General features: G+C 33.8%; 18 protein-coding genes and 2 tRNA genes. 16 read left to right on the forward strand and 4 right to left on the reverse strand.

The genetic code is table 11. The annotated features are described in order from the left end of the window. Positions 1–95: 95 nt before the first annotated feature. Together EKH84_RS06945 and EKH84_RS06950 are read right to left on the reverse strand one after the other, a co-directional pair. Positions 96–530 (reverse strand): hypothetical protein, encoded by a 435-nt coding sequence (locus EKH84_RS06945; protein WP_127065736.1) that lies wholly within the window; start codon positions 528–530, stop codon positions 96–98. Next, the gene (locus tag EKH84_RS06950) at positions 514–1,281 is read right to left on the reverse strand and encodes a zinc-ribbon domain-containing protein (protein WP_190283519.1); all 768 of its coding nucleotides are present in this window, start codon (positions 1,279–1,281) and stop codon (positions 514–516) included. The genes EKH84_RS06945 and EKH84_RS06950 overlap by 17 nt, the downstream gene beginning before the upstream one ends. Positions 1,282–1,457: 176 nt before the next feature. Between EKH84_RS06950 and EKH84_RS06955 the strand changes: the two genes are divergently transcribed. From EKH84_RS06955 to EKH84_RS06965, 3 genes are all read left to right on the forward strand, one after another. Then, positions 1,458–1,542 (forward strand) — tRNA-Leu (locus tag EKH84_RS06955). A gap of 151 nt (positions 1,543–1,693) precedes the next feature. Beyond that, a tRNA-Leu gene (locus EKH84_RS06960) sits at positions 1,694–1,778 on the forward strand. Positions 1,779–2,120: 342 nt separating this feature from the next. Then, positions 2,121–4,001 carry a DUF4914 family protein gene (locus EKH84_RS06965; protein ID WP_127065738.1) on the forward strand — a complete coding sequence of 627 codons (1,881 nt, stop codon included), beginning with the start codon at positions 2,121–2,123 and terminating at the stop codon, positions 3,999–4,001. Between the two features lie 375 nt (positions 4,002–4,376). Here EKH84_RS06965 and EKH84_RS06970 read toward each other — a convergent pair whose 3' ends face one another. Continuing rightward, the gene (locus tag EKH84_RS06970) at positions 4,377–5,120 is read right to left on the reverse strand and encodes a zinc ribbon domain-containing protein (protein WP_127065739.1); all 744 of its coding nucleotides are present in this window, start codon (positions 5,118–5,120) and stop codon (positions 4,377–4,379) included. Between the two features lie 199 nt (positions 5,121–5,319). On the opposite strand from EKH84_RS06970, the gene EKH84_RS06975 reads away from it, so the two are divergent. The 12 genes from EKH84_RS06975 (at position 5,320) to EKH84_RS07030 (ending at position 18,562) form a co-directional block, all read left to right on the forward strand. After that, positions 5,320–6,315, forward strand: coding sequence for a LacI family DNA-binding transcriptional regulator (locus EKH84_RS06975; RefSeq protein ID WP_127065740.1), 996 nt, complete (start codon positions 5,320–5,322; stop codon positions 6,313–6,315). Positions 6,316–6,418: 103 nt separating this feature from the next. Continuing rightward, a complete protein-coding gene (locus EKH84_RS06980) occupies positions 6,419–8,068 on the forward strand; it encodes a glycoside hydrolase family 13 protein (protein ID WP_127065741.1) in 1,650 nt (549 codons plus the stop codon). Positions 8,069–8,221: 153 nt separating this feature from the next. Further along, entirely contained in the window at positions 8,222–9,904 is a 1,683-nt protein-coding gene (locus EKH84_RS06985) for a PTS transporter subunit IIBC (RefSeq protein ID WP_127065742.1), read from the forward strand. A gap of 2 nt (positions 9,905–9,906) precedes the next feature. Further along, positions 9,907–10,698: an endonuclease/exonuclease/phosphatase family protein gene (locus EKH84_RS06990; RefSeq protein WP_127065743.1), complete on the forward strand. Its 792-nt coding sequence runs from the start codon at positions 9,907–9,909 to the stop codon at positions 10,696–10,698. A gap of 458 nt (positions 10,699–11,156) precedes the next feature. Then, positions 11,157–12,290: a sporulation integral membrane protein YtvI gene (gene ytvI, locus EKH84_RS06995; RefSeq protein WP_127065744.1), complete on the forward strand. Its 1,134-nt coding sequence runs from the start codon at positions 11,157–11,159 to the stop codon at positions 12,288–12,290. Then, positions 12,268–13,110: a fumarate hydratase gene (locus EKH84_RS07000; protein ID WP_127065745.1), complete on the forward strand. Its 843-nt coding sequence runs from the start codon at positions 12,268–12,270 to the stop codon at positions 13,108–13,110. Before ytvI ends, EKH84_RS07000 begins: the two co-directional genes overlap by 23 nt. Before the next feature lie 14 nt (positions 13,111–13,124). Continuing rightward, positions 13,125–13,673 carry a Fe-S-containing hydro-lyase gene (locus EKH84_RS07005; RefSeq protein WP_127065746.1) on the forward strand — a complete coding sequence of 183 codons (549 nt, stop codon included), beginning with the start codon at positions 13,125–13,127 and terminating at the stop codon, positions 13,671–13,673. Positions 13,674–13,690: 17 nt separating this feature from the next. Beyond that, positions 13,691–14,638 carry a signal peptide peptidase SppA gene (gene sppA / locus EKH84_RS07010; RefSeq protein ID WP_243118650.1) on the forward strand — a complete coding sequence of 316 codons (948 nt, stop codon included), beginning with the start codon at positions 13,691–13,693 and terminating at the stop codon, positions 14,636–14,638. 298 nt (positions 14,639–14,936) lie between these two features. Next, on the forward strand, positions 14,937–16,235 hold the full coding sequence (locus EKH84_RS07015; protein WP_127065747.1) for a phenylacetate--CoA ligase family protein: 1,299 nt from the start codon (positions 14,937–14,939) through the stop codon (positions 16,233–16,235). Between the two features lie 11 nt (positions 16,236–16,246). Next, a complete protein-coding gene (locus tag EKH84_RS07020) occupies positions 16,247–17,545 on the forward strand; it encodes a phenylacetate--CoA ligase family protein (protein WP_127065748.1) in 1,299 nt (432 codons plus the stop codon). Between the two features lie 19 nt (positions 17,546–17,564). Beyond that, entirely contained in the window at positions 17,565–17,990 is a 426-nt protein-coding gene (locus EKH84_RS07025; protein ID WP_127065749.1) for an acetolactate synthase, read from the forward strand. A 188-nt stretch (positions 17,991–18,178) separates the two neighbouring features. Beyond that, positions 18,179–18,562, forward strand: coding sequence for a nucleotidyltransferase substrate-binding family protein (locus EKH84_RS07030; protein ID WP_013655808.1), 384 nt, complete (start codon positions 18,179–18,181; stop codon positions 18,560–18,562). A 224-nt stretch (positions 18,563–18,786) separates the two neighbouring features. Here EKH84_RS07030 and EKH84_RS07035 read toward each other — a convergent pair whose 3' ends face one another. Then, positions 18,787–19,413, reverse strand: a complete 627-nt coding sequence (locus tag EKH84_RS07035; RefSeq protein ID WP_127065750.1) for a DUF4878 domain-containing protein — start codon at positions 19,411–19,413, stop codon at positions 18,787–18,789. An 82-nt stretch (positions 19,414–19,495) separates the two neighbouring features. On the opposite strand from EKH84_RS07035, the gene EKH84_RS07040 reads away from it, so the two are divergent. Beyond that, positions 19,496–20,011 carry a hypothetical protein gene (locus EKH84_RS07040; RefSeq protein WP_127065751.1) on the forward strand — a complete coding sequence of 172 codons (516 nt, stop codon included), beginning with the start codon at positions 19,496–19,498 and terminating at the stop codon, positions 20,009–20,011. Positions 20,012–20,021 lie beyond the last annotated feature (10 nt).

The raw sequence follows: 20,021 nt of genomic DNA on the forward strand, positions 1-20,021 counted from the left end.
TATTAAAAAATCCAACAGAAATCTTAAGAAAAATTAAATAAAGTACCTAAGAATAATTAAAATGAATTAGTCTTAAGCACTTAAGGAATAATATGCTAATTATTAGTAAGTGATTTTAGAAAACTTTTAGCATTGTTTTTCAGCTTTTGATCATTTACCGTAGAAACATAGTCAGAAATCTTCTGAATACAAAAGTCTAGTTGAGTACGTCTAGAGGTGTCCCCCTCTGCAATAGCCCTTTTTAAAGTTAAGCCCTGTAAATAGCAAGATTCTATTGTTGCAAACTCCCAATATTCATCAAAATCTGATTCAAAGTTTTGGTCTATGTAAAGCTTATTAGCTACATTTTTAAGATAGCCATCTTCCTTATCCCATTCTAGCATTTTCAATCTACTAGCAATAGAATTATATTCATATCGGCTAGCTACTTCCTTATATTTAGTATAGAGATTAATCATTACTACGACAAAAATGATAACAAAAGTAATGATGATGATAATGTATTTTAAAGGATTAGTTGTTTTTTTCATATTCAGCCATCCTTTCTTGAATGATATTTTCAAAGTGAGTCGTACCTTCTATTTGAAATTGTTCGATATTAGGAATCTCTTTTAATTCTTCTAATTCTTCAGCTGTTAGACGATAATAATATCTTAGATATAAATCAAGACTTTCACTAAGCTCTTCTTTAATAGCAGCACAGCGTTCATTAGTAGGAGTAGTATCATATACATCTTTAGCATATTCTAACTTAAAAGTAGAGAGTTCGATACTAGATAAAGAGTCATCATAAGTAATATAGTTTTGGATATCATATATAAAATAAGCGTAGGAGTCAATCATAAAAAGTTCTTTATAAAAGTCTGGATAATAATCAAGAGAACTATAATCTGGAGAAGTAGCATAAACAAGTGCAAGAGCGCGGCTATACTGTTTGTTATCAAGATAGTTGCTAATTCGTTCTAAATTAGCTTTATAATTAGCGCCTGATACTTGTGATTTTCTATACCATTCCTCTTGGTGTTCACAAGAATAGGTTACTATACCAAACACAATCATAATAACACTAAGTACAGCACAAATAGCAATAGTAAGACGACCAAAGACTTTAGAAGCCTTTTTTGTAATCATTTCGTCACTATTAGCGGTTAAATGGGCTTGCAATTTTTCCTGCTGTTCTATTTTTTTGACTTCCATTAAAGCCTGATCATCTACTGTACCACAGTAGGGACAGGTAACAACGTCTGCAGGGTTATTCGCACCACAGTTTTTACAAATCAAATAGCTCACTCCTTTAAAAAATAGATAATTTAGAAAAATACAAGACAATTATACTATAAAAAATCAAAAAAGTACTATTATCTGTTTAAATAAATAATGAATGGATAAAAGAGTTGACATATGCCAATGTATTAGATATAATATGTCTTGTCTTAAGAGATAAGGCAGATATAAATGCGATTGTGGCGGAATTGGCATACGCGCTAGACTAAGGATCTAGTGCCTGTAACGGGCTTGGGGGTTCGAGTCCCCCCAATCGCAGTAGAAAAACCCTTCTTTTAACTACTTGTTAAAAGAGGGGTTTTTGCATAGAGAAGATTGAGTTTATAGGCTATATAAAAAATAAGTGTTGACATATGTAATAGGTTTAGGTATAATAGTATCTGTCCTGAAAATATTAATATTGAAAAATGCGATTGTGGCGGAATTGGCATACGCGCTAGACTAAGGATCTAGTGCCTGTAACGGGCTTGGGGGTTCGAGTCCCCCCAATCGCATTAAGATGAAAAAGATCATTGTATTTATTACAATGGTCTTTTTTTGTATACATATGGAATTCTTAACATGAAATTACAAAAACATAAACATTAATGAATAAAAATAATTTTAAGATAAATATACAGAATAAATTATAATATAATACAAAAATACGCAATTTATAAGTGAAATTATAAAAAATAATAAGTAAACTAAAAATTTTTTTCTTGTATTTTATTTACTCTTAAAATTAAATATTGTATGATGGTAGAGATAGGAAAAATGCAAGAAAAAATAAGTAAGGATTTATTTGTATCTATTTATATAAAAACATTAAAAAATTTATACTGGAGATGAAGCAGATGAAAACTTGGGAAAAAATGAACCTGCCACAAGAAGTGGAAAATCTATTAAATGAGAAAGATAATATTATTGTACCGTCATCTAGAGAACAACTTTTAGAGCTTTCGCTAGGTGAAAAATATCAGAAAACCTTTCAAGTTGCTTATAATGTAAAAGGAAAAGGACCTGTAGTAGAAGCGGATGTAGTACGTTGCAAAAATGGTATATCAGTTAATTATAAAGATATGTACATGAGAAGACGTGATCCAAACTCAATGGTGATTGGAGATCATAAACCAACAGATAAAAGAAGATATAAAGATGAGTTTGGTATGGATTTTGAAGGCGTTAGAGAAGAAACTTTCGAATGGCTTAATGAACAAGACCTTATAGTAATGCCATTTTTAGCAGGTGGCAGCAAAATGGGGTATGAAGCTCTTATGATAGGACCACGCAATGCTGCTTTCTTTGCTACAGCACTTTCTGACCTTCAAGCTTTTATTCCAGCAGAAGAGATAAGAGATGGTTTCACACCAAGAGCTATTGTTTATGTAGCACCACCATTTAGACATACGCATTTTGATGGTAAACAAGTTGTTGTACATAATCGTTTAGATAACTTACATGAAGTATTTGCATATAACCTTTATCCAGGCCCAAGTGCTAAAAAGGGTGTTTATAGTGTCCTTTTAGATATCGGTGAAAGAGAAGGATGGGTAACACTTCATGCTTCAACTGTAAAAGTTATTACGCCATATGAAAATGTACTTACTATTATGCACGAAGGTGCTAGTGGCGGTGGTAAGAGTGAGATGGCTGAGCAAATGCATAAAGATGCAGAAGGACGCGTACGTCTTGCAACTAACATGGTAACAGGTGACAGCAGCTATGTTAATATTAGTGCAAAATGTGAACTTAGACCAGTAACAGATGATATGGCTATGTGTCATCCAAGTATTCAAAATGATAGCAAAAAGCTTGTGGTTATTGATGGAGAAGAAGGTTGGTTCCTTCGTGTTAATCATATTACTGAATATGGGACAGACCCTTATTATGAAAAAATGTGTATCCATCCTAAGACACCACTTGTGTTCTTAAATATGAATGCAACACCAGATTCAACTTGCTTAATTTGGGAACATACAATAGATGAAGAACTTGGAAAACCTTGTCCTAACCCACGCATTATTATGCCTAGAGCTTTTGTGCCAAATGTAGAAGATGGTCCAGCAGAAGTAGATATTCGTAGCTTTGGTGTACGTGCACCTCTTTGTACAAAAGAAGAACCTACTTATGGTATTATGGGTATGTTCCATATCCTTCCTCCAGCACTTGCTTGGATTTGGCGTCTTGTTGCACCAAGAGGCCATGCTAACCCAAGTATTCTAGATAGTGATGGTGGTATGAAGAGTGAAGGTGTAGGATCTTATTGGCCATTTGCTACAGGAAGAAGAGTAGATCAAGCTAATTTACTATTAGAGCAAATTTTAGCAACACCAGATACAAGATATATTCTTATTCCTAACCAGCATATTGGCGCTTATGAAGTAGGTTTCATGTCTCAATGGATTGCTCGTGATTACTTAGCAAGACGAGGCAGTGTACAATTTAGAGAAGAGCAATTAATAGAGTCAAGATGTCCACTTCTAGGCTACTCTCTTGAAAATTTAAGAGTAGACGGTACACATGTACCAAAAGTATTGCTTCGTACAGAATTACAACCTGAAATAGGAATTGAAGGCTATGATAAAGGAGCAACTATTTTAGGTGATTTCTTTAAAGAAGAACTTAAAAAATATTTATCTCCTGACTTAAATCCATTAGGTAGAGAGATTATTGAATGTTGTTTAAATGACGGCACAATTGAAGATTATAGAAATCTTATTTCTATTAAATTTTAAGTAACAAAAAATTCACAAAATCTGATTTATTCACATATTGTTTACAAATTAGAGGTAAAATAGACAAGAAATGATGTTATTCTTATATACGAACGGAACAGTAATCGAATAAACGATTACATATGGAAGTAATGTTACTTTATTCCCCTAAACTCGAAACTCCCCTAAACACATAAAGTAGCATTATTCATCCAAATAGCAAACCCTTACAAAACTCTATTTTTTACACCGAGTCCCCCAACTTGGTGTATTTTTTTTGCTCAAAATTTGAGGTTAGGCTAATTATTAATATAGAAATGAAATACAAAAAAGGTATTGTACATTTATTATAAGTACAATACCTTTTTGTTTATTAATCTATATAAGACTAATTAATTATTTTTGAATTTCAACACCTTGTAATTTTAAATATTGACCTTCAGTAACGGTAATATAAGTATCTCCTGTTGGGGCATCATTTGTTACGATTTCATCAAACACGCCTCTACTTCCAGAAGTTACTTCAATATATCCTATACTAGAAGTAAGCATCACTTTATACTCTCCAGCAGGAATATCTGTTCCTACTTTATACATACCATCTTGATATAATCCATTTTCAGGCACGATACTTGGAGCATCAGCTAAAGCATAAGCTTTACCACCTTGTAATTTTAGATATTCACCATCTTTTACAGTAATATAGCGATGACTAGTAACTGTATCATTAGCAATGATGCTATCAAAGCTACCTGTAGAATCAGAAGTGATTTCCATGTAACCCATAGAATCTGCAATAAATAAATATTCGCCAGCAGGAAGTTCAGCACCTATTTTATAAGTTCCAGCTTTAATAGCAGGATTTTTATCTACAGGTGTTGGCGTTGATTCTGGAGTAGCACTTGCAGTAGTATTCTCTGGAGTGGTAACTGGATTTTCAGTATTAGGTTTGTTAGTAGCATCTGAAGATAGTGTATCTTCTGTGGTACCAGCTAAAGCTCCAATTATTAGAATAATAACTACATAAAACCACCATTTTTTATAAATAGGTTGTTTATTTTTTGCACCACATTTTGGACAGGTGGTAGCAGATGAAGCCATTTCTGTAGTACAAGTTTTACATTTAATTAATTTACTCATAAATTAGTCTCCTTTAGTTAACATAACAACAGGATTATAATATACAATAAAAGATGAAACAAGAAAAAGTAGACAATTATAGGCATGGTATTAAAAGGAAAAGAGCATAATGCCAAGGAAGTTAAATATATTCTATTGGATAGGTCTTATAAATTACGATATAATCAAAATAAGAGAAAAGGTAAGAGAGGACTATTTTATGAAGGTGACAATTAATGATGTGGCTCGCGAAGCAGGGGTATCAAAAGCAACAGTATCAAGGGTACTGTCTAATAATGAACGGATTAGTGAAGAAACAAGATTAAAGGTTAAAGAAGTTATTGAACGCTTGGGGTATAAGCCTAATGTGATGGCAAGAAACCTAGCTAGAAATCAAACCAAGACTATAGGTGTTATTTTACCTATGGATGCTAGTGTATCCTTTGGTAATCCTATTTTTATTCAAATGATGCAAGGGATTAGTATGTATGCTCAAGAAAAACATTATTTTCTAATGTATGCCTTTGGAAAGGAAGAAGAAGAGGAACGTAATATAGATGAATTTAGTCAAAATGGTATTGTAGATGGGATTATTATTTTGAAATCAGAGGTAAATGATAAAACAATTAAGAAATTAAGAGAAAGTGGATTTCCTTTTGTAGTTATAGGGCGTCCGGGACGTGAAACATCTGTGCTATGGGTGGATAATGATAACTTTGGAGCTACTTATGAAATAGCAGAAGCGATGATTAAGAAGGGACATAAAAAAATTGCTTTTGTAGGAGCAAAGCAGAAATGGACTGTATCTAAAGATCGTCTTGAAGGTTATAAAAGAGCACTAGAAGTTCACAACATATCTTATGAAGAAAAGTTGGTTTATCATGGAGAAGCCTTTAATGAGCAAACAGGAAAAGAGGCAATGGATTTACTTATAAAAGAATCACCTACAGCCATTATTGCTACGGATGATTTGATAGCAGTAGGCGTAAATGACTATTTAAACAAAATAGGGAGAGAGGTTAAGGCTTTGGTGGGATTTAATAATACTATGTTAGCGGCTTATCAAAAACCAGCTTTAGCGTCTGTAGAAATCTATGGAGAAAGATTGGGGTATGCAGCTGCTAAGTTGCTAGTAGAACAATTAGAGGGTTATATAAAGGATCATATGCATGCTATTATTGAAACCAAGCTGATAGAACGTGAATCTTTTAATTAATTTAATGAAAACGGTTGCACAAACCGTTTTCATATGTTAACATAAATAATATAAAAGAAATATTTTTTAAGCAACTGTGAAACCGGTTGCACAGGAGGAAAAAATGAATTGGAGAAAAGAGGCCGTAGGCTATCAAATTTATCCTAGAAGTTTTATGGATTCAAATGGTGATGGCATTGGTGATTTACAAGGCATCATTTCTAAATTAGATTATATAAAAGACTTAGGGATTGACGTGATTTGGATTTGTCCTATGTATGAATCACCTAACGACGATAATGGTTATGATATTAGTAACTATCAAGGCATTATGAAAGAATTTGGAACCATGGCTGATTTTGATGAACTTTTAAGAAAGGTTCATGAAAAAGGTATGAAGCTTATTATTGATCTAGTACTTAATCATACATCAGATGAACATCCTTGGTTCCTAGAATCAAGAGCGTCTAAAGAAAGTAATAAAAGAGATTGGTACATCTGGAGAGAAGGCAAAGAAGGCAAAGAGCCTAACAACTGGGAAAGTATTTTCCATGGCTCAGCTTGGGAATATGATGAAGCGACAGATGAGTATTTCCTTCATTTATTTAGTAGAAAACAACCAGACTTAAACTGGGAGAATAAGGAGGTTAGACATGCACTTTATGCAATGGTTAATTGGTGGCTAGATAAAGGAATAGATGGCTTTAGAATAGATGCTATTAGCCATATTAAGAAAGAACCAGGTCTATTAGATATGCCCAATCCAGAAGGACTTCAATATGTTTCATCGTTCGATAAGCATATGAATATAGAAGGAATTCATGATTTTTTAGAGGAGTTAAATAAAGAAACTTTTTCTAAATATGACATTATGACGGTAGGAGAAGCTAATGGCGTAAATGCCGAGGAAGCTAAGCTGTGGGTAGGAGAAAAGAATGGCAAGTTTGATATGGTTTTCCAATTTGAACATCTTGATTTATGGGATACTGAAGGGGAGCAGAAGCTAGATGTTTTAGCTTTAAAGAAAGTACTTAGTCGTTGGCAAAACTCTCTTTATAAAGAAGGCTGGAATGCTCTCTTTATAGAAAATCATGATATTGTAAGGGTTGTTTCTAAATGGGGAGATGATGAGAGGTATTGGGCAGAAAGTAGTAAAGCTTTAGCTATGATGTACTTTATGCAACAAGGGACACCTTTTATTTATCAAGGACAAGAAATTGGGATGACAAATGTTCATTATCCGGAAATCTTCTATTATAACGATATTGCAACCTATAATCGTTATATTAAAAATAGAGAAGAAGGCATGTTAAAAGAAGTGGCTTTAAAGCATGAGTGGGCAGCTTCAAGAGATAATGCTAGAACACCTATGCAGTGGGATGGTAGTGAAAAAGGCGGGTTTACCACAGGAGAACCGTGGCTTGCAATGAATCCTAATGTAAAAGCTATTAATGTAGCAAATCAATTAGAGGACTCACAATCTATTTTAAACTTTTATAAAGACTTGATTCGTATTAGAAAAGCAAATTCTACTTTTATAGAAGGAAAGTATGAGTTAGTCATGCCAGAGGATACTCAGCTTTATGCTTATACAAGAACAGATGATCATGGCAAGTTCCTTATTATTTGTAATCTAACAGGTGAAGAAGCTCAGTTTACGGCTGACTTTGATTTAGAAGATAGAGAATTACTTTTAAGCAATTATGAAATTCAGCAAGAGCATCAGCTGGAAGTAATAAGGCCTTATGAAGCAAGACTATATCGTTTAAGCTAGCAGAAATATAAGAATAGGCAATAAAAAGTAATAGGTAAAAATATAAGGGAAGAAATAAGAACATAAAAATAAGAGTTGTACAAGCAGTAGAGAAGCAAAAGAGCTAGAAAAATACTAAGAATAGACTAGAAAGAGATAAGAGAGGAAGACAAAATGGAACAAACAGTAAAAAAAACAAAGCTATTTTCATTTGACTTTTGGCAAAAGTTTGGTAAGGCCCTTTTAGTAGTTATTGCTGTTATGCCAGCAGCAGGTATTATGATCTCACTCGCGAAGCTTTTAGGTATGTATGTGGATGTAAATTTTGTTCAAGTGATTGCAAGGGTAATGGAGGACATTGGTTGGGCCATTATAGGGAACTTACACATCCTCTTTGCAGTAGCAATAGGGGGATCATGGGCAAAGGAACGTGCAGGAGGGGCATTTGCAGCACTTCTAGCCTTTATACTAATTAATCGTATTACAGGTGCTATTTTTGGTGTGACAAGTGCTATGTTGGCAGAAGGAACAGCTACTGTTAATAGTTTACTTGGGGCGCCAATGGCAGTAGGAGATTATTTTACTTCTATTTTGGGTTCACCAGCGCTTAACATGGGTGTATTTGTAGGGATTATTTCAGGTTTCTTAGGTGCTAATTTATATAATAAATACTATAATTTTGATAAATTACCATCAGCATTGGCGTTTTTTAATGGAAAACGTTTTGTACCTTTTGTAGTTATTCTTGGTTCAACAGCAACAGCTGTGATATTATCTATAGTATGGCCATTTATTCAAGGAAGCTTAAATAGCTTTGGTGCATGGATTGCAAGTTCACAAGATACAGCACCAGTACTCGCTCCATTTATTTATGGCTGTTTAGAAAGACTTTTATTACCATTCGGACTTCATCATATGTTAACTGTGCCAATGAACTATACAGAACTTGGTGGTGTTTATACAATGATTACTGGTTCTGCGGCAGGACAAATTGTAGCAGGACAAGACCCATTATGGCTTGCATGGGTAACAGACCTTAACAACTTAAAAGCGGCTGGTGATATGACAGCTTATAACACACTCTTAACATCTATTACACCAGCTCGTTTTAAAGTAGGCCAAGTGATTCTTTCATCAGCTTCTCTTATCGGTATTGCTTTTGCTATGTACCGTAATGTAGATAAAGAGAAGAAAGCAAAATACAAAACGATTTTCCTATCAGCAGCATTAGCAGTATTTTTAACAGGTGTTTCTGAACCTATTGAATTCATGTTTATGTTTGTTTCACCTATTTTATATGTAGCTTATGCTATTATTACAGGAATTGGTTTTGCATTAGCGGATGTTTTAAATCTAAGAATTCATGCCTTTGGTTTCATTGAATTTTTAACAAGAGTACCAATGATGGTAAATGCAGGTATTGGACTTGATATTGTTAACTTTTTACTCACATGTGTTGTATTCTTTGGTATCAATTTTGGTATATTTAATATTCTTATTAAGAAATTCAATATTGCAACACCAGGGCGTAATGGCAACTACATTGACGAGGAAGAACCAGTAGTAGCTCAGGAAGCGAAAGTTACGACGCAAACAAGTAAGGCAAAGGAGTCAGCAGATGGGCAAGTAATGGCTATTATCGAGCTTTTAGGTGGAAGAGAAAATATCGTTGATGTAGATGCTTGTATGACAAGATTACGTGTGACGGTTAAAGAGACAGCCAAAGTAGGAAGTAAGGAAGAATGGAAACAAAATGGTGCTCTTGGTCTTATTATGAAAGATAAAGGGGTACAAGCTATTTACGGACCTAAAGCAGATGTGCTTAAGTCTCATATTCAAGACGTATTAGGAGTATAAAGATGAAATTATTAACTTTAAACTGTCATTCTTGGCAGGAAGATCACCAATTAGATAAGATTAACTATTTGGCTAAAACCATCAAAGAAAACGACTATGATGTTATTGCACTTCAAGAAGTTAGCCAGCATATGTTAGGCAAGCAGTTTAAAGGTCAACTTAAAACAGATAATTATGTAGTTATACTACAAGAAGCATTGCAGAAATTAGGAGTAAATCATTATGAGGTAGTTTGGGATTTTGCACACATAGGATTTCAAGTTTATGAAGAAGGCCTATGCCTTCTAAGTAAACATCCCATTATAGAAGAAGAAAGCTTCTTTGTTAGTCAGACTAAGGATACTTTAAACTGGAAATCAAGAAGGATTGTTAAAGCGACTATTAATTATAAGGGAGAAGAAATAGATTGCTATAGCTGTCACCTAGGATGGTGGGAAGATAAAGAAGAACCAGCTAAACTGCAGCTTAATAAACTAAATGCAAAGTTACATCCTAAGCGCAGGGCTTTCTTGTTAGGTGACTTTAATAATAATGCTAATGTAAGAGATAAAGGCTATGACTATATGTTAGGATTAGGCTGGAAAGATACGTATATGCTTGCCAAGGATAAAGATAATGGGGTTACTGTTCAAGGTAAGATTCATGGCTGGGAAGAAAATGCCGGAGGCCTTCGTTTAGATTATATCTTTACAAATCAAAAAGTAGAGGTTAGAAGTTCCAAAGTTATTTTTAATGGCAGTAATAAAGCTGTGATATCGGATCATCATGGTGTACAAGTAGAAATAGAATTATAAGGAAAGGCGTTTTAACGCATCAAAAGGAGGCTTATTTGCATGAGCCTCCTTTTGTGTTGTCCCAAAGCCGACAAGTAGTCAGTAGCACCTATTATCTAGGTCAATATACCTTGGAAGAGCCCATCGAATATTCCTTGGGGAGAGGACTTCTAGAAAATATAGGTGATGCTTGACCATACTCATCTTGAGGGACTCCTGAGCTAATGTCATAGTATGAACGGATCCTAATTAGCTTAGATCTGGATTATGGTAAAACGGAGTATCCCTAGAAATTAAAAAATATAATTTATGATTCTTACATATTATCCAGTTATACTATAATAAAATTAATTTGTGAGATGATTTTAATGAACCTTTTTCGGCTATATTTATACATAAGTGTGATGTAATTATAAAAATAAACTAAAGAAAGAATTAATAAAAATACATTTGTTAAAGAAGAAAGTGGTGAGAAAGGAATGCTAGAGGATAAACTAGAGGTGTGGTATGAAAAAAGAGGAAAAAAAGTAGTAATGATTTTAGTTATTTTACTTATTGCTTTTGTCATTATAAAGCTTAATATACTAGGTCTTTTTGCACCTTTTATTGTAGCGTGGCTATTTGCTAGTTTGCTAAATGGTTTTGTAACTTGGATTAATAAGAAGACAGGACTTCCTAGAGCTTTAGGAACGATTTTAAGTATGCTAACCATTTTAAGTGGCGTTCTGGGGCTATTAACATTTCTCATTAAGAAGCTATGGGAGCAAGTGGTAGCTATTGCATATAATTTGCCTAGTTTAACAGAAGAACTGATTATGCAAGTTGGTCAATTAGAAGAACGTTTTTCAGTTTTTTTTGGAACAGGCAAGACACCTAGTGCTATTAGTAATTTAGACCAACTTATTGAACAAATTATGGATAAATTAAGTAGTTACTTAGGTTCAGTCATTCCTGTGGCATATAATGCAGTGTCTAAGGTACCAGATATCGTGCTTTTTACGGTAGTTATGTTAGTGGCAACCTTCTTTATGACCAAGGATTATTATAAAATAAAAGACTTTGTTAAAGCACAATTTTCTGATACTATTGTAGATAAGGTTGTCATTATGCAAAAAGGCGTTCTTAGTGCTATTGGTGGTTATGTAAGAACACAGGTGATTATGATGAGTATTACCTTTAGTATTTGTATGGTAGGCTTGTTCATTTTTCAAGTGAGCTATGCACTTTTACTAAGCGTCATTATTGCAATTGTAGATGCGCTGCCAGTGTTTGGAAGTGGTACTATTTTGATTCCGTGGGCACTTTATAATTTGGTTACCGGACAATACACTTTAGCTATTGGATTACTTTGTATTTATGGTATTATTTTTGTAACAAGACAAATTTTTGAGCCAAAGATTTTATCTACACAAATAGGTGTTTACGCACTTGTAACCGTTATGGCGGTTTATATTGGCTATAGAACCATGGGATTTATAGGGCTTATTATAGGGCCAGCATTAGCGGTTATTTTAAAGATGCTGCAAAATGTTGGGGCCTTACCCAAATTTAAGCCCATAGCGAAAACAGATAGTAGGGGAGAAAAAGTTCATGAGAAGCATTCTAGTAAGTGAAGTAACAGCAGCAGTTAAAAAGCTTTGTATAGAAGCTAATTATTATTTGCCAGATGACATTTATGCAGCACTTAAAAAAGGTGAAGAAGAGGAAATAAGTCCGGTAGGAAAAGATATCTTAACAGATATTTGTACTAATGCAGATATTGCTAAAGCAGAAGATATTCCTATTTGTCAGGATACTGGAACTGCAGTTGTTTTTGTTAAAATTGGGCAAGAAGTACACCTTGAAGGGGGCTTATTAACAGAAGCCATTAACGAAGGTGTTAGACAAGGCTATACAGAAGGCTATCTTAGAAAGTCAATTGTGGAAAATCCACTTTATCGTGTTAATACAAAGGATAACACACCAGCTATTATTCATTATGAAATAGTAGAGGGAGAAAATATTGATATTATGCTAGCACCAAAGGGTGGTGGTAGTGAGAATATGAGTAAGGTATATATGTTAACACCATCACAGGGAGTAGCAGGTGTGAAAAAAGCTGTCCTAGAGGCAGTCACTTTAGCAGGCCCCAATGCGTGCTTGCCCGTAGTTGTAGGGATTGGGATTGGTGGTAACTTTGAAAAGTGTACTTTACTGGCAAAAACAGCACTTACAAGAGAAATTGGCAGTCATAATAAAGACCCACGTATGGCAGCATTAGAAACAGAATTACTAGAAGAAATTAACAAACTAGGTATTGGACCACAAGGATTAGGTGGCGTCGTAACAGCTTTAGCTGTACATATTGAAGATTATCCTTGTCATATTGCCTCTATGCCATTAGCTATTAATATGGGCTGTCATGTCAATAGACATAAACATGTGAGATTATAGGGGGAGTAAGGGAAATGAGTAAAATAGTAAATGTACCTATTACAAAAGAGGAAGCAAGAAGTTTAGTAGCAGGAGAAAAATTACTTTTAAACGGAACTATTTATACAGCTAGAGATGCGGCGCATAAACGTATAATTGAAGAACATGAGACAGGTAAACCTTTCCCAATGGATATGAAAGATGTAGCCATTTATTATGCTGGTCCAGCACCTGCTAAACCAGGTCAAGTAATAGGAAGCTGTGGTCCTACAACTAGTGGGCGTATGGATGCGTATGCACCTACTTTTATGGCATGGGGAGAAACCATGATGATTGGTAAAGGCCTTAGAAATGAAGCTGTTATTGAAGCAATGAAGAAAGAAGGTGCTGTTTATGTAACAGCTATAGGTGGTGCTGGTGCACTCATTTCAAAATGTGTGAAGCAAATGACTTGTATTGCCTATGAAGATTTAGGGGCAGAAGCTATTTACAAGCTTGAAGTAGAGCATTTACCCGTTATTGTAACCATTGATAGTAAGGGAAATAATTTATATGAAACAGGAAAGACCAAGTACTGTAAATAGAAGTTGGAGGTTCCAAGGTGGAAAAAAACAGATATAAAAAAAGAATAAGTGGACCAGTAGTGGGCATTAGCATTATCATTGGTATTATTGTATTTGTTAACATTTGGGGGGCAGTTATTAGTGGTCTAACAGGAACAGAAAGTAAAATGCCTAGAGTAGGTAATATCATTGATACCATTTATGTACAAGGAACGATTGCAGAGGGTGAAATGAATTATAATCATGCTTGGACGATTAATCGTATTAATGAGCTAATGTATGATAAACAAAATAAAGGGATTTTCTTATATGTTAATTCGCCAGGTGGTGGCATTTATGAATCGGATGAACTTTACTTAAAGCTTAAAGAATATAAGGAAGTTACCGAAAGACCTGTTTATGCTTACATGGCACAAACAGCGGCTTCTGGTGGTTTATATGTTTGTATGGCGGCAGATAAAATTTATGCCAATCGTATGACAATGACAGGATCTATAGGTGTTATTATGTCAATGACAGATACCACTGGCTTGCAAGAATTATTAGGCATTAAAACTGAAAATATTGTCTCAGGTGAGAATAAAGCCATGGGTAATCCTTTAACAGATGAACAAAGACAAATTCTTCAAACGATGATTGATGAAAGTTATAATATTTTTGTAGATGTGGTAGCAGAAAATAGAAGTCTGACCGAAGCGAAAGTAAAAGAATTGGCTGATGGTAGAGTGTATTCTGCATTACAGGCAAAGGATTTAGGATTAATTGATGAAGTAGGTACGGTAGAAGATGCCATGCATGCCATGATGAGTGAAAATCAGCTAGAAAATTGTGGTTGGTATAGCGAAGATGCACCTACTGTGGGGTTATTAGATATGCTTTTAGGTGCTAAGACGGAAAGTAAAGATTTACTAAGCCAATTTAGTGAGATACAAAAGTATATTGAAGTGAATAAAACGCCAAGGTTAATGTATTATTACGGGAATTAGAAAACTCGCCAATAAAAGTGTAAAAAACATTTTTATTGGCGAGTTTTTTCATAAGAGATTACTTAATTACTTTCTTGTGACAGCGTATGTAGTTTTTGTAAGAAAAGAGGTGAATAACTGATATGAAGAAATATTAAGTATAAAAATACAGTATACTTTTAAATATGCAAAGATTTTATGAAAAATAGACTAAATATTATGTTTAATATGTAATATTATATTATTGATACATAAAATAAAAAATGTTAGAATTTTTAGGTGTATGTCATAGTAAACAGGAGATATAAGGAGGTACCAAATGGGTTATTGGCAGAAAGAAGAAACAATGAGTTTAGATGAAAAAAAGGTACTACAAGGGGAAAGGCTTATTCAAACTGTAGAAAGTGTATATAAAAACGTACCTTTTTATAAGAAAAAAATGCAAGACATGGGTATCGAGCCTGGTGATATAAAAAGTATAGATGATCTTAGCAAACTTCCTTTTACAACCAAGCAAGATTTAAGGGATAATTATCCTTATGGTTTATTTGCAGTGCCCATGGAAGAAGTTGTTCGTATTCATGCCTCATCAGGTACCACAGGAAGACCAACAGTAGTAGGTTATACTAAAAATGATATAGACATGTGGGCAGATATGGTAGCAAGATGTTTTACTGCTTATGGTGTAACAAAAAAGGATATCGTGCAAGTGGCTTATGGCTATGGCCTCTTCACAGGTGGTCTAGGTGCTCATTATGGTGGCGAGCATTTAGGCGCAACAGTTGTTCCTATTTCAGGTGGTAATACAAAAAAACAAATTCAATTGATTGAGGAATTTGGAAGCACTGTTTTAGCTTGCACACCATCTTATGCTTTATACATAGGAGAAAGTATGCGTAATATGGGGATTGACCCTAGAAGTACCAATTTACGTGTAGGTATATTTGGGGCAGAGCCTTGGACAGAAGAGATGCGAGCAGAAATTGAAGATTTACTAGGTATACAAGCTATGAATATTTATGGACTGAGTGAAATCATGGGGCCTGGTGTAGCCTTTGACTGTGAGGAAAAGAACGGCCTTCATGTCAATGAAGATCATTTTGTACCAGAGATTATTCATCCAGACACTTTAGAAGTACAACCTTATGGCAAAGAAGGAGAATTAGTATTTACTTGTGTGACTAAAGAGGCATTACCACTTCTTCGTTATAGAACAAGAGATTTAACAAGTTTACAAGGTGGTACTTGTAGCTGTGGTAGAACTTTAGTACGTATGGGCAGAATCACAGGGCGTAGTGATGATATGCTAATTATTAGAGGCGTTAATGTATTCCCCTCTCAAATTGAAAGTGTTATTCTAAAAGTAGCAGAGGTAGCACCTCATTATGTTCTTATCGTAGAACGTATTAATAACCTGGATACTTTAGAGGTATGGGTAGAAGCTAAGGAAGGGTTATTTACAGATGCCATTAAATCTCTAGAAAAAGTAGAAAAGCATATCACAAGTGAATTATTTAGCTTATTAGGACTTCATGTAAAAGTCAAGCTAGTTGAACCAAAAACAATTGAACGTAGTGAGGGAAAAGCCAAACGTATTATTGATAAAAGAAAAAAATAGGGGTGATGGTTGTGATATGGCAGAAAGAGGAGTGCTTATCTAGAGACGAAATGAACCAGTTACAAAGTGAAAGATTAATTGCAACAGTTGAACGTGTCTATGAGAATGTGCCTTTTTATAAGAAGAAAATGGATGACATGGGACTAGAAGTAGGAGACATTAGAGGCATAGAAGATTTATCTAAATTACCTTTTACAACTAAGCAAGATTTAAGGGATCATTACCCTTATGGATTATTTGCAGTTCCTATGAAACGAGTAGTTAGAGTTCATGCTTCTTCAGGAACTACAGGTAGACCCACTGTAGTAGGCTATACCAAGAACGACCTAGACATATGGGCTAATTGTATTGCACGTTTTTATACAGCTATGGGGGTAACAGATGAAGACATTATTCAAAATGCCTTAGGTTATGGCTTCTTTACTGGTGGCCTAGGATTCCACTATGGTGCTGAAAAACTAGGGGCAACTATTGTCCCCATCTCTACAGGTAACTCTAAAAAGCAAATTCAAATCATGCAAGAATTTGAAAGTAACGTTTTGATTTGTACACCATCCTATGCCTTATACCTAGCTGAAACCATTAAGGGAATGGGACTTGATCCAAGAGAAATGGGGATTAAAGCAGCACCATTAGGAGCTGAGCCTTGGAGCTATGAAATGCGAAATCAAATTGAAGCTGAGTGGGGAATGAAGGCACATGATAGCTATGGTTTAAGTGAGGTCATTGGGCCAGGTGTAGCTTTTGAGTGTGGTATGCAACAACATTTACATATTAATGAGGATCACTTTGTACCTGAAATTGTAGACAGAAATACACTAGAGCCTCTTGAACCAGGGAAAAAAGGTGAATTAGTATTTACTTGTATTACTAAAGAAGCACTTCCACTTCTTCGCTATCGAACCAAGGATATTTCTAGTTTGGTGACTGAACCTTGTGCTTGTGGTAGGACAACCGTGCGTATGACTAAGTGTGATGGACGTACTGACGATATGCTAATTATTAGAGGCGTTAATGTATTCCCATCACAGATAGAAAGTGTTCTTCTTAAATTAGGTCAGACAGCACCACACTATCTTCTTATTGTAGATCGTACGAATAACTTAGATACCCTGGAAGTATGGGTTGAAGGTAAGGAAGATGTTACATTCGTTGATGGCATGCGTTATATGAAGGAAATCGAACGGAGAATTACAGAAGAGATTAAAAGTGTTTTAGGACTTCAAGTTAAGGTGAAATTAGTGGAACCTAAGACGATTGAACGTAGCGAAGGAAAAGCAAAGCGTATCATCGATAAGCGTCCTAAATAGGATTAAAGGAGGAATAAGTATGATTATTGAACAATTATCTGTATTTATCGAGAACAAATCAGGTAGACTTTATGAGGTTATGGCTATTCTAGGAGATAACGGTATTAATGTGTCAGCATTATCAATTGCAGATACATCTGATTATGGCATTGTAAGACTCATTGTAAGTGATCCTCACAGAGCTTTAATCTTATTAAAAGAGCAAGCTTTTTCTGTACAAATCACACCGGTTATATGTTGTAAGGTTCCTAATAAGCCAGGGGGATTAAAGAAAATGCTAGCTTACCTTTCTGAAGATAATATTAGCATTGAATATATGTATGCTTTCTCAATAGGAAGTGATGCTTCTATTATCTTAAGAACGGAAAGTTGTGAAAAAACAATAGAAAGTCTTTGCAGTCATCAAATGGAAATGATGAAAGCTTGCGATATTTATCAAATTTAGTAACAGAGCTTAATGTTTAGTTAAATATGCACTAAACATTAAGCTTGTTTTTTTGTCTATACTAAAAAATACAATAAAATGAATGTAAATAAGTATATAAAATAAGAAATTTTATATAAAAATATACAAAGTTAAAAACAATGATGTTATAATGATATAAAATTAATGTCGAAACAGGGGGACAGGCTATGGAAACAACATTTTGTAGAGAAGGTAAATCATTAAGCTATGCAGAATTAACACAAATGTTAGGAAACATGATAGAAAAAAATATTTTAGGTGAATTGGACCAAGAAGCCTTAGAAAAATTTTATTTAAGACTTTTTGAAACTACTTATGCTAAAATAAGAGACTATTTAGAATTAAAAAATTATAAGGTTGTAAATTATAGGCAGGGATTACTAACGGCATCACAAGTTAAACTTATAACAAAGCCAGAGGTATGGTATGAGGCTTTAGAAAGAAAGAATCTCATTGATCAAGGAAAAACAACAGACCATTTAAGGCGTTTTATCATTGATACTTACTATGAAGAAATGAGAGTTCTATTAAGTGTATTAGGTGAGAAATAAGGTTTATATTATTTGAGTAAATCAACTTATTATACAATATATGGAATTAATGTATGCTATTCTTTGTATAAAATATAGCAATTGATAATGAGTCTTTTATATAAAAACAACAAGAAAATCAACTTAAACAGTAAAATAATTTATTAAATATTTGTAAAAATGATGATACAATAAAACAAAAGATATAAAACTCACTAGAAAATTTTCCAGTGAGTTTTATATGCTTATTTGATAGTATTGATGTCATTATTAATTTCTTCAATAGTATTAATAATATTACCGGACAGAGCGTTAAGCAATTCTCGATTTTCACTAATCTTATCTAACTTCCAAACATCATCTTCTTTAGTTAAAGCAATTATAATCGCTTGGCGAAAGTTTTTTTCGCTCTTTGAAATGTCAGCCAAGATTGTCTCTTCAGCTTTTTGTATAATTTCCTCATCTTTGGCACCATCAAAAGTCATTTCTAAATCCGTTTTGAGATAGTCTAAAATAATGTTTTGAAAAGCACTACCTAAGTCATAACATTGTAAACTAACAGTTACACTAGCTTTATTTTTATCATTAGGATCAATTTCTACTTTTTTAATGGTGTAACTAAAGTCAGCTAGTTTATTGAAGAGTTCATTTGCTACTGCGGGAGAAATAGCTTCTATTTTATTTCTAAAGTTAGGTAAGTTATCTAGATTCTCACTATAGTAGGCTTTAGCACTAGCATAATTCTGCTGCTGAAGTGCATTAAGAAAATTAACAACTGTTTCTCCAGGATTCTCAGTCTCTTGTTTGGAACAACTTGTTAAACAAAATATGAGCAGAATAGAAATAAAAATAAGCAAGGATTTCTTTTTCATAATTACCTCCAATAGAATATGATTTATGTTTAATATTTACCAAATGTAATAAACTTATGAATGGAAAAGGAAAGAAGGAAAAATGAAGAGGATAAAAATAATTTTTGTCTTAAGTTATATAGTTAGTTTAAGTTTGATTTTATCAGGATGTCAGCAAGATGCCAGCATCAAGGTATTACAGCAATTTATAATTAAACAAGTGCAATGTGAAACTTATAAAGAAGCTCAAGGTGATGAAGCTATTTTAAAAAAAAGTTTCTCGGAATTTTTCACAGAAGAAAGTTACCAAAAGTATTTGGATGATGTAGTAGGATATATGTATCCACAACTCTATTATCAAACAAATGCAGATCAGGTAAAAATAAAAAGTGTTGTATGCAAAAGTGTTACGAAGCAAGGTAATGAATTAAAAACCTATACCTTTGATGTTAATTATCAAATTATTCCAGTAGAAAAAGAGGGGGAAAAGGTAGAAAAAATTGCCATGAGTGATCAAACACAAATAACAATAGATAAAAATAATAAAATCACAGAAGTGGTGCTACTTAATACCAGTGATATTATTGCAAAATTATTTTTAGATATTAAAGTGCAGTAGTAATAAAAGA

Source organism: Cellulosilyticum sp. WCF-2 (assembly GCF_003990395.1).
Classification (GTDB): domain Bacteria; phylum Bacillota; class Clostridia; order Lachnospirales; family Cellulosilyticaceae; genus Cellulosilyticum; species Cellulosilyticum lentocellum.

Coding starts and splice junctions, on each gene's coding strand:
- EKH84_RS07035 (WP_127065750.1), bottom strand. CDS start 19,413: ATGAAAAAGAAATCCTTGCTTATTTTTATTTCTATTCTGCTCATATTT.
- EKH84_RS06980 (WP_127065741.1), top strand. CDS start 6,419: ATGAATTGGAGAAAAGAGGCCGTAGGCTATCAAATTTATCCTAGAAGT.
- EKH84_RS06990 (WP_127065743.1), top strand. CDS start 9,907: ATGAAATTATTAACTTTAAACTGTCATTCTTGGCAGGAAGATCACCAA.
- EKH84_RS06985 (WP_127065742.1), top strand. CDS start 8,222: ATGGAACAAACAGTAAAAAAAACAAAGCTATTTTCATTTGACTTTTGG.
- EKH84_RS07000 (WP_127065745.1), top strand. CDS start 12,268: ATGAGAAGCATTCTAGTAAGTGAAGTAACAGCAGCAGTTAAAAAGCTT.
- EKH84_RS06945 (WP_127065736.1), bottom strand. CDS start 530: ATGAAAAAAACAACTAATCCTTTAAAATACATTATCATCATCATTACT.
- EKH84_RS07040 (WP_127065751.1), top strand. CDS start 19,496: ATGAAGAGGATAAAAATAATTTTTGTCTTAAGTTATATAGTTAGTTTA.
- EKH84_RS07025 (WP_127065749.1), top strand. CDS start 17,565: ATGATTATTGAACAATTATCTGTATTTATCGAGAACAAATCAGGTAGA.
- ytvI (WP_127065744.1), top strand. CDS start 11,157: ATGCTAGAGGATAAACTAGAGGTGTGGTATGAAAAAAGAGGAAAAAAA.
- EKH84_RS07015 (WP_127065747.1), top strand. CDS start 14,937: ATGGGTTATTGGCAGAAAGAAGAAACAATGAGTTTAGATGAAAAAAAG.
- EKH84_RS06975 (WP_127065740.1), top strand. CDS start 5,320: ATGAAGGTGACAATTAATGATGTGGCTCGCGAAGCAGGGGTATCAAAA.
- EKH84_RS07030 (WP_013655808.1), top strand. CDS start 18,179: ATGGAAACAACATTTTGTAGAGAAGGTAAATCATTAAGCTATGCAGAA.
- EKH84_RS06970 (WP_127065739.1), bottom strand. CDS start 5,120: ATGAGTAAATTAATTAAATGTAAAACTTGTACTACAGAAATGGCTTCA.
- EKH84_RS07005 (WP_127065746.1), top strand. CDS start 13,125: ATGAGTAAAATAGTAAATGTACCTATTACAAAAGAGGAAGCAAGAAGT.
- EKH84_RS06965 (WP_127065738.1), top strand. CDS start 2,121: ATGAAAACTTGGGAAAAAATGAACCTGCCACAAGAAGTGGAAAATCTA.